At 45.5% G+C, this 17,765-nt stretch carries 16 protein-coding genes; 7 read left to right on the top strand and 9 right to left on the bottom strand.

The annotated features are described in order from the left end of the window. Nucleotide 1: 1 nt before the first annotated feature. The 4 genes from NL645_RS07460 to pspA all read right to left on the bottom strand — a co-directional run bounded on the left by NL645_RS07460 (nucleotide 2) and on the right by pspA (nucleotide 2,497). Nucleotides 2-1,033 (bottom strand): efflux RND transporter periplasmic adaptor subunit, encoded by a 1,032-nt coding sequence (locus NL645_RS07460; RefSeq protein WP_253651497.1) that lies wholly within the window; start codon nucleotides 1,031-1,033, stop codon nucleotides 2-4. A gap of 162 nt (nucleotides 1,034-1,195) precedes the next feature. Then, nucleotides 1,196-1,585, bottom strand: a complete 390-nt coding sequence (gene pspC, locus NL645_RS07455; protein WP_012841944.1) for an envelope stress response membrane protein PspC — start codon at nucleotides 1,583-1,585, stop codon at nucleotides 1,196-1,198. Beyond that, nucleotides 1,578-1,811, bottom strand: coding sequence for an envelope stress response membrane protein PspB (gene pspB, locus NL645_RS07450; protein WP_054867313.1), 234 nt, complete (start codon nucleotides 1,809-1,811; stop codon nucleotides 1,578-1,580). The genes pspC and pspB overlap by 8 nt, the downstream gene beginning before the upstream one ends. Nucleotides 1,812-1,825: 14 nt before the next feature. Continuing rightward, a complete protein-coding gene (gene pspA / locus NL645_RS07445) occupies nucleotides 1,826-2,497 on the bottom strand; it encodes a phage shock protein PspA (RefSeq protein WP_005393294.1) in 672 nt (223 codons plus the stop codon). A gap of 232 nt (nucleotides 2,498-2,729) precedes the next feature. On the opposite strand from pspA, the gene pspF reads away from it, so the two are divergent. From pspF to NL645_RS07415, 6 genes are all read left to right on the top strand, one after another. Beyond that, entirely contained in the window at nucleotides 2,730-3,740 is a 1,011-nt protein-coding gene (pspF, locus tag NL645_RS07440; RefSeq protein WP_253651496.1) for a phage shock protein operon transcriptional activator, read from the top strand. Between the two features lie 205 nt (nucleotides 3,741-3,945). Next, entirely contained in the window at nucleotides 3,946-5,565 is a 1,620-nt protein-coding gene (gene sapA / locus NL645_RS07435; protein ID WP_005393298.1) for an ABC transporter substrate-binding protein SapA, read from the top strand. Beyond that, nucleotides 5,565-6,527, top strand: coding sequence for an ABC transporter permease subunit (locus NL645_RS07430; protein ID WP_046874787.1), 963 nt, complete (start codon nucleotides 5,565-5,567; stop codon nucleotides 6,525-6,527). Before sapA ends, NL645_RS07430 begins: the two co-directional genes overlap by 1 nt. Beyond that, nucleotides 6,514-7,401: an ABC transporter permease subunit gene (locus NL645_RS07425; protein ID WP_005378123.1), complete on the top strand. Its 888-nt coding sequence runs from the start codon at nucleotides 6,514-6,516 to the stop codon at nucleotides 7,399-7,401. The genes NL645_RS07430 and NL645_RS07425 overlap by 14 nt, the downstream gene beginning before the upstream one ends. After that, nucleotides 7,401-8,396, top strand: coding sequence for an oligopeptide/dipeptide ABC transporter ATP-binding protein (locus NL645_RS07420; RefSeq protein ID WP_005378126.1), 996 nt, complete (start codon nucleotides 7,401-7,403; stop codon nucleotides 8,394-8,396). The genes NL645_RS07425 and NL645_RS07420 overlap by 1 nt, the downstream gene beginning before the upstream one ends. Then, nucleotides 8,393-9,184: an ATP-binding cassette domain-containing protein gene (locus NL645_RS07415; RefSeq protein WP_005393308.1), complete on the top strand. Its 792-nt coding sequence runs from the start codon at nucleotides 8,393-8,395 to the stop codon at nucleotides 9,182-9,184. The genes NL645_RS07420 and NL645_RS07415 overlap by 4 nt, the downstream gene beginning before the upstream one ends. Nucleotides 9,185-9,266: 82 nt before the next feature. Here NL645_RS07415 and NL645_RS07410 read toward each other — a convergent pair whose 3' ends face one another. Next, complete coding sequence (locus NL645_RS07410; protein WP_012841946.1) at nucleotides 9,267-9,656, bottom strand: DUF2750 domain-containing protein; 390 nt, start codon at nucleotides 9,654-9,656, stop codon at nucleotides 9,267-9,269. A gap of 68 nt (nucleotides 9,657-9,724) precedes the next feature. Beyond that, a complete protein-coding gene (locus NL645_RS07405) occupies nucleotides 9,725-10,630 on the bottom strand; it encodes a manganese-dependent inorganic pyrophosphatase (RefSeq protein ID WP_005393312.1) in 906 nt (301 codons plus the stop codon). Nucleotides 10,631-10,816: 186 nt separating this feature from the next. On the opposite strand from NL645_RS07405, the gene NL645_RS07400 reads away from it, so the two are divergent. Further along, nucleotides 10,817-12,031, top strand: coding sequence for a putative manganese transporter (locus NL645_RS07400; protein WP_085343077.1), 1,215 nt, complete (start codon nucleotides 10,817-10,819; stop codon nucleotides 12,029-12,031). Between the two features lie 77 nt (nucleotides 12,032-12,108). Here the strand turns inward: NL645_RS07400 and NL645_RS07395 are convergent, their stop codons facing one another. The 3 genes from NL645_RS07395 to torC all read right to left on the bottom strand — a co-directional run bounded on the left by NL645_RS07395 (nucleotide 12,109) and on the right by torC (nucleotide 17,720). Next, nucleotides 12,109-13,848, bottom strand: a complete 1,740-nt coding sequence (locus NL645_RS07395) for a glycoside hydrolase family 36 protein (RefSeq protein WP_253651495.1) — start codon at nucleotides 13,846-13,848, stop codon at nucleotides 12,109-12,111. Between the two features lie 199 nt (nucleotides 13,849-14,047). Further along, nucleotides 14,048-16,510, bottom strand: coding sequence for a trimethylamine-N-oxide reductase TorA (gene torA / locus NL645_RS07390; protein ID WP_041156583.1), 2,463 nt, complete (start codon nucleotides 16,508-16,510; stop codon nucleotides 14,048-14,050). A gap of 25 nt (nucleotides 16,511-16,535) precedes the next feature. Next, complete coding sequence (gene torC, locus NL645_RS07385) at nucleotides 16,536-17,720, bottom strand: pentaheme c-type cytochrome TorC (RefSeq protein ID WP_006742852.1); 1,185 nt, start codon at nucleotides 17,718-17,720, stop codon at nucleotides 16,536-16,538. Between the last annotated feature and the right edge of the window lie 45 nt (nucleotides 17,721-17,765).

The following is a 17,765-nucleotide window of genomic DNA, read 5'->3' as shown; positions in this document are numbered from 1 at the left end:
ATTACAACCCTCTTTCCTTAATCCACGCTCTTACCTTAATTCCGGGTTCAATTACACTAACACCAGAGATAATGATTTGATCGCCATCGTTAAGCCCAGCTAACACTTGGTTTTTGTCATTCATCTCAATAGCGGCTTTGGACACAATGCCTTGCTCATCAACACGCCAAACGTATGTTTTGCCGTTCTCTTCTAGCAGCGCGGAATTAGGAATTTTTGTTGCACCAGCATTTTTAGATAGGAGGTAAGCATTGCCAGACATGCCCGGTAAAAGGCCTATTTCTGCTGGTCGCTCCATAACCATAGTGACTTTGTAACTACCGGTTTTAGGATCTGCTTCTGTATCGATTTCTTGAAAGGTCAAGTCAAATGACTGCTCGGGGAAAGCGTCAAAGACCATTCTGGCAGAGACATCGCTACCCTGGGTGTAACGATTTAGCAGATAGTCAGGGACTTGGAATATCACCTTAAGAAGTTGGTTAGATTGAATATTCATCACGCCTTCTTTTGCGGCAACATACTCATGGTTTTCTGCTGGAATATATGAAATCGTACCATCATATGGCGCGACAAGTTTGGTATACCTTAAATTTGCCTTTGCTTGATTCCACTGAGCTTTGGCTGAATTGTGATTCGCTTTTGCCTCATCAAAATCTTGTTCGGACACCACTTGGTCTTTGCGTAACTTTTGGTATCGCTTGTACTGCACGTCTGCGAGCGCGAAATTTGCCCGAGCTTGCTGTTCAAGCAGAGCATATTCATCAGGGTTTAATGAAGCCAATACATCGCCTTTGCTGACGACTTGACCTTCATTCACCTCAATCGTTTGAAGAAGTCCAGGAACTCGAAACGTCAGTACCGCTTTATCACCAGCTTCCGTCGTGGCAGGAAAGTGTCGTTCAAATTGGGCATTGCCAACAGATACTGTAAATAGCTTTGCGGGGCGGGATTCAGGTTCTGGAACAGGGGGAAGTTCTTTACCACACCCCGACAACACAGCCGAGATGGCGACAGGAATGAGCAATCTTCTCATTACATTCATCCATAAAAAATTAAGGGATTATTTTTAAAGTAGATGAATTCTGGGCGAACTTCCAGAGTTGAAAAGATTAATAGTGCTTTAAAATTAGTAATTTGTGACAAAAAAGCAGGCTTTGCGCCTGCTTCGTTTAAATCTTCTTTGGATACGGAGTGTTTAGAGCTTGCTGAACTCCCGATTCACCCTATATGTATCAGACGTAACATACGCTTCCATGTTACGGATTTTGCCATCAAGACGGTCAAAATCGCGTTCCAACACACTGAGCAATTGGTCCGGACTTTGTCCTTTCTGCCAAGGCTTACTTTTAAGTGTGTGCTCTTGTTGCGCTCGGATATTTTCAGAATACGTCACTGGTTGCTTTTCTAACATAAACGCCATCGCGACGTATGCTAACAACACCAAAAACGTACCGCCCAACAGCGCTGCAGAAATCACTACAATACGAATCAACCAAACCTCTGCACCAAAGTAGTTGGCAATTCCGGCGCAAACACCGGAGATTTTGCCATTTACTGGGTCACGATACAGCTCTCGATTAGTCATACTTGCGTCTCCATGTTGGTGACTCAGCATCCAAGATGCGCTCCAATGTATCAACTCGGGACTGCATCGCTTCCGCTTTTTCAGATAGTACCTGAAGGCGCTCTAAATCTTGGCTCGACAGTGCACTATCTGTTTTGCGTTTGCTGCGATAGTGTAAGAAGAGCCATAGTGGAGCGACAAAGATTAAAAAGACAATCACTGGTCCTGCTATAAAAAATGTCGACATAAATGGCTCCTTTGTTATTTATCTTTCGATGACATCTGTTCTTTCAGTTTTGCCAACTCTTTTTCGATTTCGTCTTGAGCTTGAAGCTCTGCAAACTCTTGCTCTAGCGATTTTGCATTACCAGTTTGTGCGTACAAATCTGCTTCTGCTTCCATTTCATCCACTTTACGCGAGTACTGCTCAAACTTCGCCATCGCTTCATTAGTACGGCTAGTGTGCAGGTGTTTTTGCACATCACGACGGTTAGAAGCTGTTTGGTTACGAATTGCTAGTGCTTGCTGTTTTGCACGCGTTTCTGCAATTTTGCTTTCTAACTTACCGATCTCGCCTGTAAGCTTGTCGATCGTTTCTTCTACTAACGTCTGCTCAGTGTGAAGACCTTTTATCACTTGCTCAAGCTTTTGCTTTTCAATTAACGCTGCACGAGCCAAATCTTCACGCTGTTTTACCAACGCTAGGCTCGCTTTTTGGCTCCATTCGCCAATTTGCTCTTCTAACGTTTCAACTTTACGAGCCAACTCTTTTTTGTCTGCAATCGCTTTAGCCGAGTTAGTACGCACTTCAACAAGTGTGTCTTCCATTTCTTGAATGATAAGACGGATCATTTTTTCAGGATCTTCCGCCTTGTCCAGCAATGCACTGATGTTTGAGTTAACGATATCTGCAAATCGAGAAAAAATACCCATAACGGAACTCCTCTTTTTTCCTATTAAAACTCGACAAGGTGGTGATTGACCTTGTGTCTCCCTGAATACATTACAAGTAGCATGCCAACTTAATATTACATTTAAAATCAGCAACTTATGCATTTTGTTGTCGTTATGCACTATTATGCTATGATGTTTTTCACCAACTGTTGGTGAAATTCACCAACTCCATATGTAAATCATGGCTCGGCTGTTAAATAAGAAGGACTTTATGAAGCAAAACCTGATTGGTGAATCACCTGCTTTTCTCGCCGTATTAGATAAAGTATCACAACTTGCGCCTATTGAGCGTCCAGTCCTCATTATCGGTGAACGAGGAACGGGTAAAGAACTCATCGCTCAGCGTTTGCATTATTTATCAAGACGTTGGGATAAGCCACTACTATCACTCAACTGTGCGACCTTAAGCGAAGGACTAATAGATTCAGAGCTATTTGGTCATGAGTCCGGCTCCTTTACAGGCTCTAAGGGCAAGCATAAAGGACGTTTCGAACGCGCCGAAGGCGGCACTTTGTTTCTTGACGAACTGGCCACCGCACCACTTTTAGTTCAAGAAAAGCTGTTGCGTGTCATCGAATATGGTGAATATGAACGAGTTGGCGGTCATACCGCTCTCAATGCGGATGTTCGACTTGTTTGTGCAACCAATGCGGACTTACCAAAATTGGCGGAACAAGGCGATTTCCGTGCCGACTTACTCGATCGTTTAGCGTTTGACGTCATCATGCTGCCTCCTCTTCGTGAACGAAAAGAAGACATCCTGTCTTTAGCAGAGCACTACGCGATGAAGATGTGCCGTGAACTTCAGCTCGAATATTTTGTCGGTTTTACCTCAAAAGCACAGCATTCGCTTCTTGAATATGAATGGCCAGGTAATGTCCGTGAACTAAAAAACGTGATTGAACGTGCTATTTACCAACATGGTCTCAATACCGATCCAATTGATGAACTGATTTTCAATCCTTTTGAAACAGTTTGGAATAACACGCTTGGTCATAATGCCGAGCAAGCCGAACAGCAGCAAGAAGAGGAAGCACCAAGCAGCGCAGTTCAATTCCCTCTAGACTATAAACAGTGGCAAGAAGAGCAAGACATCCACTTACTCAATCGCGCATTGGAAGAAGCCAAGTTTAATCAACGACAAGCAGCCGAGCTACTTGGTTTGAGCTACCACCAATTACGAGGGATGGTTAGAAAATATGGTTTAGTCGGGCAAAGCTAGCTAGGTCGAAGGTGCTTGATCGGCTAGCGAGCGAGTGACAGCGCTCTAATTTGTATGTCTTTCAAGCATAACACCTTACAGTGTATGGATTTTATGTTTGGAGCGAGTTCACAAAGGTGATAAATTAGCGAGATCATTTTCGCTTGTTAGCTCTGAAAGAGTAAGATCAAATGAAACAAGCAAGATCCAATGAACATTTCATATTATGAATGCTTTTATAAGATTATCGCTGAGCCTTATTGGGATTAGCCTACTGACCGCTTGTGGTGATGAAATTGACCACAATGACATTCGCAAAGCTGGCTTTGTGTTTTGCGGACAAGGTAAGCCAACTACGTTTAACCCTCAGCTTATTGATAGCGGTATTACCGCAGAGGCACTGAGCCCGCAGTTGTACGATACGCTGCTCACGCTCGATCCTAAATCACATCAGCCAGTAGCAAATATCGCTGAGAGTTGGTCTGTGAATGAGTCAGGAACGGAATACACGTTTAAGCTTAAACGTAATGTTCAATTCCAAACCACGTCCTGGTTCACTCCCACTCGCCCATTGAATGCAAAGGATGTGGTATTTAGCTTCAAGCGAATCATTGATGTAGACCATCCTTTTCACCAAGTAGGTGGTGGTTTTTATCCATGGTTTGCAGGGTTAGATTTTCAAAACCTGCTGCAAGACGTGACTGCGATTGACGAGCATACGGTAAGGTTTACCTTATCTCAGCCAAATTTTTCCTTCTTGGCAAATATTGCCACCAGCCATGCTGTCATATTGTCTGCGGAGTACGGACAGCAACTGGCAGCAAAAGATCATAAAGAAGAAATCGACCAACTTCCTATCGGTACCGGCCCATATCAACTAAAAGAGTACCAAGTGAACGACTTGATTCGTTTGGAACGTCATTCTAATTACTGGAAGTCACCAGCAAAAATGGAACAAGTGGTGTTCGATATCTCTCACAGAGGCACGGGGACATTAGCTAAACTTTTAAGAAACGAGTGCGATGTGCTCTCTTCGCCTATTTCGAGCCAAATACCCGTTATTCAAGAAAATGACAACCTTGAGCTAACTGCTACGCCAGCCAACAACGTTTCCTTTATTGCGATCAACACTGAAACCACCGCACTTAGTGATGCTCGCGTCCGCCAAGCACTTAACTTAGCGATTAACCGTCAGAACATTTTAGATTCGGTTTACTACGGAACTGGCTCGCAAGCTTATACATTGCTACCGCCTAATTCATGGGCCTATCAAAAGGACAGCGTAAAAATTCGTTATGACCGTAACTATGCATTAGCACTACTCCGTGATGCTGGCTATGAAGACGGTCTAGAGCTGACCATGTGGGTACCACTTGAACCACGCGCCTTTAACCCAAGTCCTCGCAAGACCGCGGAGCTAATCCAAGCGAATTTTGCCGATATTGGGGTTGAGTTAACGTTGCTAACCGATGATAGATTCGAACGTGTGGATTTAGAGAACATCAACGACATCGATTTACTTTTAACTGGTTGGATTGGTGATACCGGGGACCCTGACAACTTTTTCCGCCCGTTATTATCTTGTGAGTCTGATCGCGTTGGCCTCAACGTATCTATGTGGTGTAACGATGATTTCGATTTCTTACTCGATTTGGCATTGGAAACTCAAGAACCGCGTTACCGTCTGAACCTATATCGCCAAGCGCAGAACATTTTAAATCAAGAATTCCCGGTAATTCCTCTGGCACATGGTGTGCAATTCCGTGTTCACGACAAATCACTGACAGGCTTCAAATCAAGCCCTTTCAATGCCCAACCGTTTGATAGAGTTGAGAGAATTCACTGATGTTTTGGTATACCGTTCGACGCTTTAACCTATTTTTCATCACTTTGATGATCCTCACATTAGTGGGCTTTTCTCTGCTGCGCCTTGACCCTCTCTCGCACTGGGCAAACGTTGATTTTTGGTCTGGTTGGCAAACTTACTTAATCAACCTTTCTCAGCTTGATTTTGGCATAAGTAAAAACGGCAACGCGATTTATGACGAGCTCGCCGTCGTATTCCCTGCCACTTTGGAACTGTGCTTTTTTGCCTTTTTGGTGTCCCTTTTGATCGGCATTCCGCTTGGAACCGTGGCTGGGATGAAGCAAGGTAAATGGCTCGACACCAGCATTTCATTCATGTCGATGTCTGGTTATTCCGCCCCAATTTTTTGGGTGGCTCTGCTACTTATCATGGTTTTTTCATTGGAATACCAACTCTTTCCCGTGGCAGGACGGTATGACCTGCTTTACGAAATTGATCATGTAACCGGATTTGCCATTATCGACGCTTTCATGGCGAAAGGTGAATACCGCGCTCACGCACTGCAAAGCGTCATTGAGCATATGGTGCTGCCATGTTTGGTGCTCGCTTTGGCTCCAACCACGCAGGTTGTCGGACTAATGCGTTCTTCGGTGGCGGAAGTGATGAGCCAAAACTACATTCGTGCAGCGAGAATCAAAGGTCTCTCTAACCGCGAGATCGTTACTCAACATGTCTTGCGTAATGCAATACCGCCTATCATCCCCAAAGTCGGTGTTCAACTTTCCAGTATGATTACCTTGGCTATCATCACTGAATCTATTTTTAACTGGCCAGGTATTGGTCGTTGGTTGTTAGATGCATTGGCAAACCAAGATTATGCATCAATCCAAGCTGGCGTGATGGTACTCGCGACTTTGGTTCTCACCGCTAATATTCTCTCTGATTTGATTGGCGCGATGATTAACCCTCTAGTTCGAAAGGAATGGTATGCTAACAAATAACGTTTATCAGGAAGAACGCATTCCAACTCAGTTTGAGCGATTTTGGCGAAGTTACCGCGCCAACGGGCTAGCCATGTTTGGCCTATGGTGCTTGGTATTTATCGTCCTAATTACCATTTTTGCGCCACTGCTTGCGCCGTTTGATGCCCAAGCACAGTCAGGCGAATTGCTTGTGCCGCCATCATGGGCCCCAGCTGGAACGGTTGATTACTTTTTGGGAACCGATGACTTAGGCCGAGACATTCTGTCACGCTTGATCATGGGCTCTCAACTTACATTTGGTGCAGCCGTTGCCATCACTGCGATTGCCGCGGTCGTAGGTTGTTTGATTGGCGTATTAGCAGGTATGACGAAAGGCTTACTCTCAAGTACTCTCAATCACTTGCTCGATACTGTAATGTCGATTCCCTCGTTGTTATTAGCGATCATTTTTGTGGCATTTCTAGGCTTTGGTGGGTTCAACATTTTACTCGCGATCTGCTTGGCATTGATTCCGCGTTTTATTCGTTCTGTTTATATCGCAGTCCACACCGAAGTTGAAAAAGACTACATCATGGCGGCACGCCTTGATGGCGCGAACGATTTCTACTTGTTGTGGAGTTCAATTCTTCCCAACATATTGACGGTTATTGCTGCTGAAATCACGCTCGCGCTCTCTGCTGCGATTTTAGATATTACTGCGCTGGGTTTTCTTGGCTTAGGCGCACAAGCACCAAGTACTGAGTGGGGAGCGATATTAGGTGATTCTGTCGAGTTGATTTATATTGCACCTTGGACCGTAACCCTACCCGGCCTAACCATCATGTTTACCGTTATTACCCTAAACTTAGTAGGTGAAGGTGTACGTCAAGCGCTTAATGCGGGGATCGAATAATGCCGTTGTTAGATATTCGACATTTGACTATTGAGATTGAAACCCCTCAAGGGTTGGTCAAAGCCGTGGACCGAATGAGCCTAACTTTGAATGAAGGCGAAATTCGTGGTCTTGTAGGTGAGTCTGGTTCAGGGAAAAGCTTAGTTGCAAAAGCGATTGTCGGGGTAAGTAAAGATAACTGGCGCATTACCGCGGACCGTATGCGCCTTGGCAATATTGACTTGCTTCAGCTTACGCCAAAAGAGCGTCGGCGCGTCATTGCTCGTGATATTGCGATGATTTTCCAAGAGCCTTCAACTTGTCTTGACCCTTCAGAAGAAGTGGGACGTCAATTGATCGAGTCCATTCCATCTCGTGCGTTTGAAGGGAAATGGTGGGAGCGATTTAAATGGCGTAAAAAACAGGCCATTGCGCTTTTGCACAAAGTGGGGATTAAAGACCATAAACGCTTAATGGGTAGCTATCCTTATGAACTGACCGATGGTGAGTGTCAAAAAGTCATGATTGCCATGGCGATTGCGACCAAACCTAAATTGCTGATCGCAGATGAACCAACTAACGACTTAGACCCGATTACCCAATCGCAAATATTGCGTTTATTGAGCCGTATGAACCAGCTCAACAACACGACCATTCTGCTTATCGGTCACGACTTAGCGACCATCACACAATGGGCGGGCCGCATTACGGTAATGTATTGTGGTCAGTCGGTAGAGTCTGCCGATACCAGTAAAATCATTGCGGCACCCAAGCACCCGTATACAGATGCCTTGCTTAAAGCGATGCCAGACTTTAATGATTGGGTACCACACAAGCAAAAACTCCAATCCCTACCGGGCTCGATTCCGCCATTGCAGCATCTGCCAATCGGTTGTCGACTCGGTCCACGTTGTCCGTATGCGCAGAAACAATGTGTTGAAATTCCACACACCAGACGAATTAAGAATCATAAATTTAACTGCCACTTTCCATTGAACACGGAGAAAAAGTCATGAGTGCGTTACTTGAAGTCGATAATTTATCGAAGCAGTTTGTTACGCGCTCCCGACTATTCAAACGTCAGGTTAATGAGGCTGTCAAACCGGTGAGCTTTACGTTAGAGCCGGGGCAAACTATCGGTTTTATTGGCCAAAACGGTTCAGGAAAATCCACTCTTGCCCGTATGCTTGCAGGCGTTGTAGAGCCAAGCTCCGGAGAGATCCGTGTGAATGGCGAACGGTTGGAGCACAAAGATTACGCGACACGCTGTAAGCTCATTCGCATGATTTTCCAAGATCCAAACACATCGCTCAACCCGCGTATCCAGATTGGCCGTATTTTGGAAGGTCCATTAAAGCGAAACACCAACATGCCGCCAGATGCACGCATGCAGCGTGTGAAGAACACCCTACTCCGCGTCGGATTGTTGCCTGAACACGCCTATTTTTACCCACAAATGCTAGCGGCAGGCCAAAAACAGCGTGTGTGTTTAGCTCGTGCGCTTATTCTTCAACCTTCCATCATTGTCGCTGACGAGGCGTTAAACGGTTTGGATATGGCAATGCGCTCACAGATCATTAACTTATTCCTCGAGTTGCAAGAAGAGATGGGATTGTCATTTGTGTATGTATCTCAACACATTGGCATTGTTAAGCACATTACTGACAAAGTGATGGTGATGCATGAAGGTGAAGTGGTCGAGTTTGGCGAAACCAACCAGGTATTGACTCATCCCGAGCATCCTATTACTCAACGCCTAGTCGAAAGCCACTTCTATAAGGCGCCAAGCCACCAAACAAAATAGCCTATCAAAGATGTCATCGTGCAAATGTAAAGAAGCCTGCGTTAAAGCAGGCTTCTTTATTAAATGGACACGAATCGAAAAATTAGCGGCGGCTCGCTTGTTTGCGCAGTTCGAAATCAAACTCATCAGGAAACAAAACCACCCCTTCTTCATTTTGATTTGGGAATACAACAACAGATAATTCGTCATCTTCTAGACCAGATGTCCAACGACTGTGCCACTTATTTAGAGAGATCGCTTCTGGCTCGCAATCTTCCCAATCACCATTAGCCCATTGCAAAGCAAACTCTTCGTTTGGCCATACTGGTACACAATCATCATCTTCTGTATTTAACATGACACAGCCATGTTCATCTTTCAGAATCCAAACTTTACGATTCGCCACAATCTCTTTTACGCAGTACTTTAAACGTTGCTCTTCGTTGTAACGATTGATGGTATCCATCTGCTCTTGGGTCAGTTGCTCAGACATATTCGTCTCCTATTTCCCATAGAAAAATGCCCGCAGCTAGGCGGGCATTTAAAGTATATGCTAGAAAATTAAGCTAGCTCAGTTTGAAGCCAAGGCCAACCTTGCTTCTTACGGCTTAGCGTGTTTTCCATCATTAGCATGCCGTCTTTTTCGTGCTTAACAAGCTTCTCAGCCCACTCACCTTTGTATAGAAGACGAGTTTGAGCAGTCGTGATGTCTGTTAGCATTACAGCAGCAAATGCAAGGTTGTCTTTTTCGCAACGCGCTTCTAGATCCGCTTCTAGTGCTTCGATCATACCGTCAACTTGCTCTAGTGTTGCAAGCTCAACCTGACCTACTACTACGTCACGACCGTTGAATGGGTAACCTTTAAGGTCTTTCTCAACAAGCTCAGCAGCAGATAGACCTTCGATGTTTGTCTTAGCAATTAGAAGATCTTTAGTGAATGCGTCAACATCTTGTACGTCTGCGATTACCGCTAGCTCAGCAACGGCATCTTTGTCTTTTTGTGTACAAGTTGGAGAAGCGAAGCCTACTGTGTCAGATAGAATTGCTGACATCATTAGCTTAGCGATTTGTGGAGTAATCGCGTGACCTTCAATCTTGAACATGTTGAATAGAACAGTGTTGGTACAACCAACAGGCCAGATCCATGCTTCCATTGGGTTTACTGTCATCACGTCACCTAGGCGGTGGTGGTCAACAATACCCGCAATTTCAGCTTCTGCGATATCGTCTGGTGCTTGTGCTAGATCTGAGTAATCTACTAGCCAAACGGTCTCACCCGCAACTGATGTGCGAAGCTCAGGAACTTCAGCGCCAGCAACTTCTAGGATGTGCTGAGTTTCACGGTTGATTTCGCCTTGGCGAATTGGCATAGCTTCAACGCCACGCGCTTTTAGAAGTTCAGTTGCAACGAGTGCACTACAAATACTGTCACTGTCTGGGTTCTTATGACCTACAACTAGAATCATGTTTCTTCCTATTCAAGTCAATTTTATACGCCGCCTAATACAGTTAATTAGGGCGTGTTTGCTCACAAAGGCCGATACTTTACCTGATTTCAGAGAGTTTGACACGAAGAAAAGTTCACAATGCTATTGCGAATAAATCTCATTTACATATAATGATAATTATTCCTATTTGCATTTGAGTAAACGATGAACGCGACCCAATTTTTACACTCTGCACAACAGTTGTTTCAGCCTACTCAGTTTCGTTTAGCTTATAAGCGATTGCTGATCCCTATCGTCATGCTCATTTTGCTAGGCAATGAAAATACACGTGACGTTGCCGTACAGACGCTATCCGACTCATTCTGGGCGGTGTCATGCTATGTTGCTGCCACATTGGCTATTTATCATTATCTTTCAAACTTTATGTCGAAAACCAATCGAATTACTGAGCTATACCATCGCTCGCGTAATCATCAGGTTTTCTTTGCTTCTTTATTGGGCGCATTGCCTGGCTGTGGTGGCGCTATTGTTGTGACAACGCAATTTATTAGTGGCCGAGTGGGATTTGGTGCGATTGTCGCGGTACTTACTTCAACAATGGGTGACGCTGCCTTTTTACTTCTTGCCGCCAAACCAAGTGTTGGATTAGGCGTGGTTGGATTAGGCATAATCGTGGGTACTCTTTCAGGGCTGGTCGTTAATGCTTTTCATGCTGATAACTTTCTGCGCCCAGAGCCAAAAGAAGCACTTCAGACACATGCTTGTTGCCAACACCAGACAGACCGACACACGCCTCTTGAACAACGTGCAATCAATCTACAAGGCGCATTTTGGAAATGGCTTATTGTGCCTGCTAGTGTCGTTGCTGTGTTGATGTCTTTCCAAATCGATATTAATCAGCTGTTGTCTTTGCAGGCCAATACCATTGAATGGCTGGGCGCTATCTTCGCAGTGATCACAATGTCATTATGGGCGATGACAAAAGAACTTGGCGATTATCAGTCAACGGTCTCTGAAGATGAGAAAATCGTGGACTCACACCCGATTCAAAAAGCAGCCCAAGATACGAATTTCGTCAGTGCTTGGGTGATCGTGGCGTTTCTAGCGTTTGAACTGACGACCTATTTTTCTGGGCTCGACCTCGTAGAAACCTTTTCTCATTGGGGGATATGGATGCCATTAGCTGGCTTAGCCATTGGTATGCTACCTGGTTGTGGTCCGCAAATTTTAGTCACCAGCTTGTACATCTCTGGTGCAGCGCCACTTTCGGCGCAGCTGGCAAATGCGATTTCCAATGATGGTGACGCCCTATTCCCCGCCATTGCTATGGCACCGAAAGCCGCTTTGGTCGCGACTATTTATTCGTCCATTCCTGCTTTTATCGTTGGATACGGGTATTACTTTTTATTCGAGTTCTAACGCTCAGGACGTCAAAACAAGAAAGGAGCCACAGTAGGCTCCTTTCTTGTTTTTATAATCGAACGATTTGCTTCACGTTATGCCGTGACGATCGCTTTCGCATTTAACCCTTTATCCACGCTCACCATTAATAACTGACAAGGTTCTTGGTTTAGCTTTTCTCCTGTCCAGTAATCATACCAATCCATCGGTTGATCAGACGTCAGCGTAAATTCCATCGCCCCGTAGCTGGCATAGTTAAACAAGCAATGAAGGTCATTCTTCGTCGTTAGTTTTAAAAACGCATGATTTAAACTCAAAGCCGTGAACTTTGCTGACTCTTGGTTACGTTGTTGACGTAGCATGAGCTTAGCCAATGTCTTCTTTGCAAATGGCGTAATCTCAGGGAGCGGATCGCCAGACAGCAGCAAACCCCCACACGCCAATAACACCGTGCGATGAAATTCATACTCTTCTCTGGATGCGGCTTGATTAGCTAATGACGTGAATGTCGCGCAATCCGGATCAATTTGCCACAGTTTTCGATGCTGCCAACTACGATAAAAGGTTTCTTTGGCTATCTGCTCGAAACGACGACTATGGCGTTCTACGTCATCAGAAACACGCATTGCATCCACAAGCCCTAGAGATGGCCACATTGGCGCGTTGCAACCTAAAAGCCACGCATCACCAGCGCCTTTAGCAATCGCTTCCATTCCTAAGCGATACGCCTCAACGCCGGTAATACCAGACTGTTTACGCACACCTTTCAAAGTGCCCCAATAGTTCGCGTCTAGCTTGAACAATTCAACGCCCCACTCTTGTCTCATGACAGAGACTACATTCGTCAGATGGTCTTGCACTTCTGGATTTGAGGTATCGAGTATGTACCAAGGCGTGCAGCGCCAACCACCGTATGTGACATCTTCTGCTTTAAGTAAGCTTCCATCTTTGTGACGAACAAACCACTCTGGGTGTTGTTTGAAGATCTCCGACTCAGGTTGAGCAATAAAGGGGGCCATCCAAATTGCCGGCTTTTTGCCTTTTGCACGGATACTATGAATGAGCTCTTTCACACCACCAGAAAACTTATCCGATGGGATTAACCAATCGCCCATAAAGGCTTGATAGCCATCATCCAGAAGTACCCACTCTAGGTCTTCAAGCTTATCTTGCATGCAATCAACGTTCTGCATGATGTTTTGCTCTGTCACGTCTGCGTAGTAGGCATACCACGAACACCAACCGACAGGCGCATCTTGTGTCACACCTTGGCGAACAGGATGATGCTCTGCAATCATCTCGCCATAGATTTGATAAAGCTCAGACAGAGATTGGCCACAGAGTACCGCCACGGACTCAAGTTGATTACTTTCCCAATCCGCCACTTGAGTAAACTCACCATCAATCGCGGCCGATAAAACCCAATGTCCATCACGCAGGACAACATCAAAATAGCCCGCAAAACGGTGACATGAAGTAAAGCCAAACAAGGTATAGCCAGCCGAGCCTTCCACCACTAAATAGTTGTAGTAACGCTTAGGGGCATCTTTGGGATAGATTCGATAAGAAGGGTTGTTGTCTGGACAGCGACCAATATCAAAGGGATGGCTAACCGTTCCCGCTGTTTGCGCTAGCATTTGGAAGCCATCACCAATCACGTTGGCCTCGTGCTCGTATAAAAACGGCATCTCGAACAACACTTCACGGTCGGTAAACGTTTTATTGTGAAGCCCAGCAAAAGAAAAGTGTAATTGATTACCCTCAACTTCAACTTGGAGGTCGTTGTTATTCACAGTGATCTCAATGTGATTTGCCAATTGAATGCTCTGAGCCATAAAGAGTCTACTCACTTAATTATTATTGTTTAGCTTGGTTCATTATCCCCTGCTTGTCCCACCCAATTCGTTATCGACGTCACGAATCCTACTGTCGTTTAGCATCACAAATTTATTATTGAGATAACGCTCACTGAAATTTTGGTTAAAAAAATACCAGCCCGAAGGCTGGTATTTCGATTGATGTGAATTGCATTAATTAAGCAACTTCGATTGGACCACCGAATGAAGTCACTGGCGGTACTTTGCCGGTGAACTTCTCGAAGTCTACGATACATGTGTTCGCAGAAGTCGCCTGCGCAAGTTCAGAAGAGCCAATGTCTTGCGTTAGCGTGTTAGGGTCACCGTAAGTACAGATTGCGCCCTCTTTCTCGTTTAGAGGACCGTACCATGCACCTTCTTCGATACGAATAACGCCACGTGGGTAGCTGTCAGTAAGAACAGCACCAGCTAATAGCTGACCACGACCGTTGAATACGCGCACTAAGTCACCGTCTTTGATGCCTTTCGCTTTCGCATCCGCTGGGTTGATGTAAACAGGCTCACGACCTTGCACCGCGTAAGTTGCACGGAACTCTTCAGATTCACACATTTGAGAGTGCAGACGCTTGTCTGGGTGACAAGACTGCAACCAGAATGGGTATTTATCTGAACCAGGGCCACCGTGTGAACGCTCTGATTTTTCGAACCACATTGGGTGTTCTTGACAGTGTTCGTAGCCGTAACGGCCGATCTTACGAGACGTGATCTCGATGAAACCAGACGGCGTACCTAGTGGGTTAAGCTCAGGGTCTTTACGGAAGTCCGCATGACGAACCCAAGGTTTACCTTCACCGAAGTCTAGTACGCTCTTCTCCCAGAACTCGTTGAATTCTGGCATTTCAAACTTACCTTCGTTCGCTTTTTTACAATCGTTGTAAAGGCTTTCGATCCATTCCATCTCGCTCATACCACGAGTGTATTCTTCGCGGCGACCAAAACGCTGAGTTAGTTCACTCATGATTTGGAAGTCAGGCTTAGATTGGAACAATGGATCGACGAGACGATGCATTGCAATCAGACCTTTGTTCGAGTATGAACCGTATACGTCGATGTCGTTACGTTCCCATTGCGTACACGCAGGTAGAACGATATCCGAGAAACGACATGTTGCAGTCCAAGCAAACTCGATCGTTACAACCGTTTGAAGTTTGCGGAACGCTTTCTTCATGCGGTTACGATCTTGATGGTGGTGCCATGGGTTACAACCCGAGATCACCATCATCTTGAAGTCTGGCAGTTTCACTTTACCGCCGTTGTAGTTGATCTCTTTGCCTGGCTCAAGCAGACAGTCGATCCAACGTGCAACTGGGATAGTACGGCTGTAACCGTTAAAGTCGTTGTTGTCCCACTTCGGCTTCATACCTTGGTCAAGGTTACGAGGGAAACCACCAGGGCCCGCGAAACCAGTTGAAGGTACACCGATACTTGAGTAGTGGTGACCGTAAGAGATACCACCGCCAGGTAAACCGATTTGACCAACCATTGCAGCAACCACAGCCGCTGCCCAGTATGGCTGCTCACCGTGCTCTTGACGCTGGATACACCAACCCATCAGGATCTGTGTACGGCCACTTACTAGCATACGCGCGAATTCGCGAATCTTGTCCGCTTTCACGCCACAGATAGCCGCAGCCCACTCTGGTGTTTTCTCTACTTTGTCTTTTGTCTTACCTTGAACGTATTGAATAAACTCTTCAAAGCCTAGACAGTAAGTATCAATGAACTTCTTATCGTACAAGTCTTCGTTGTACAGCACGTGCGCCACAGCAAGCATGAACGCTACGTCTGTCAGCGGGTTAATGTACAAGTGATCGTTCTCTAAGTAGCGCTGAGTCTTGTTCTTCACTGGATCTACAGATAGAACGTTGATCTCACCTTTCGCTACTTTTTCTTTTAGCTGTGCTAGGTACTTGAACGACTCATGCGTTTCACAGTTCCAACCTACTTGAAGGTTTTTCACTGGGTCGTTAGCCCAAAGAACGATGTTGTCAGAGTTCTCTAGGATTTCAGACCAAGACGTACCTTGTGCGTAAACTTCGGTTGAACCAAGTACGTAAGGCATGATGGTTTGACCTGCACCCGTCGAGTAGTCACCTACTTTCGTGATGAAGTTGCCGTGCATACCCACTGCACGTTGCATGTGCGCGGTACAGTTGTTGAATGAACCTGTTTGGTTCCAACCCGTTTGACCTGCGTGTAGCGCCCATGGACCGTAGTCTTTTTGAATACGTTCTAGTTCACGGTAGAACAAATCTAGCGCTTCATCCCAAGTCACGCGGATGAAACGGTTGTTACCGCGAGTGTCGGCGCTGTATTTGTGTTTCTTCAACCAATCTAGACGAACCATTGGGTAACGCACACGTGAAGGGCTGTAGATAATACCCTTGATGCCGTTCAACATTTCTGTTGGGTTTTTGTCTAGCTCTAGCGGTTTGATCTCTTGAACTTTACCCGCGTAGATGTGGGCGCGGAACGCGCCCCAGTGAGAACCTGTTACTTTCCAAGTACCTGTCGTCTCAACAGCATTGGCAGAGGCTGACGCCAATAAGCTAGGACCAATAACTGACGCTGCACTTGTGGTTGCTACACCTTTAAGAAAACTTCTTCGTGTAATAGCCATTTAAATTACTCCAATCCGACGCTTATTAGTGGTGACCTTCAGCATAATCTGAAGAGTGTTTCTGTAGATACTTCAAGATCAGGGCTTCACTGTCTGTATCTAGGTTAACGAACGCCAACATACCGTCGAACATACCTGGCCAGGTGTTCGCGTCGAAGTGCGCTTCCGCAGGTTGCGTGTGACATACTGAACAGTTGGTTTTGTACGCTTCACGAGATTTTTCCCAAACAGGATTGATGTCGTTCAGCATAGACTCTTTCTTAATCCATACTTTCGCTGCCACTTTTTCCCATGGAAGACCCGTTAGCTCATCCACTTTTTTCTCACCAGTCGTCACAATGTTGCTATCTGTCGCTGCTTCTTTCATCAGAGACGCAGTCGCAATGTTCTTACCGAAGTCTTCTTGAATTACGCGACCAAAGCCTTTCGCTTTACGCCAGCCATCGATTTCGATTTCAACAAACTCGCCTTTGTCTTCAAGAACTTTAACGGTCGATGCTGGGTTAAGAAGACCGGCTTCTTTAGTGCCTTGTGCATCAAAGTAAATAGGTAGGTGACGAACACTCACTAGTTGCTGACCTACTGAGTAATCTGTATTTGAAGTCATACCTTCTAGGTCACCCACGATACCGCCGATGCTGTCCATACCTGCTGGCAGGTTATGCGCGATACCTTTATGACAGTCAACACAGCTTTGATCTTTCTCTGCTGCTTGCTTCATTTGGATACGAGCGGTTGGGGACATTTGCTCGAAATCCATCGATTCGTAGTTGTGACAGTTCTTACACTCTAAAGATTTGTTTGCCGAGAAACGATCCCATTCGTGTTTCGCAAGTTCGATACGACGCTCTTCGAACACACCCGGTTCGTCGTAGTTGCCAAATACCTGTGCAAATACCTCTTTAGATGCCTGCATTTTACGAGCAATTTTGTCTGTCCAGTTATGAGGAACGTGACAGTCAGGGCAAGTAGCACGAACGCCTGAATGGTTTTTCCAGTGAACCGTTTCTTGCAGCTCAACGTACACGTTGTCACGCATTGTGTGACAACTAATACAGAATTCTTCTGTGTTGGTTGCTTCTAGAGCGGTGTTAAAGCCACCCCAAAAGATAACACCAGCAATGAAGCCGCCCATAGTCAGCACACCTAGGCTGATATGTACAGCTGGGCGCGTCATGGTACGCCACAGTTTAATGATTAATGATTTCATTATTTGCTCTCTTAAAATCTTTTCAAAAGTGTGGTTATGAGCTCA

The sequence above is a fragment of the Vibrio sp. Y51_MX_L26 genome (genome assembly GCF_024181935.1).
GTDB classification, from domain to species: domain Bacteria; phylum Pseudomonadota; class Gammaproteobacteria; order Enterobacterales; family Vibrionaceae; genus Vibrio; species Vibrio diabolicus.
This window is presented reverse-complemented; position numbering and strand designations above follow the sequence as displayed.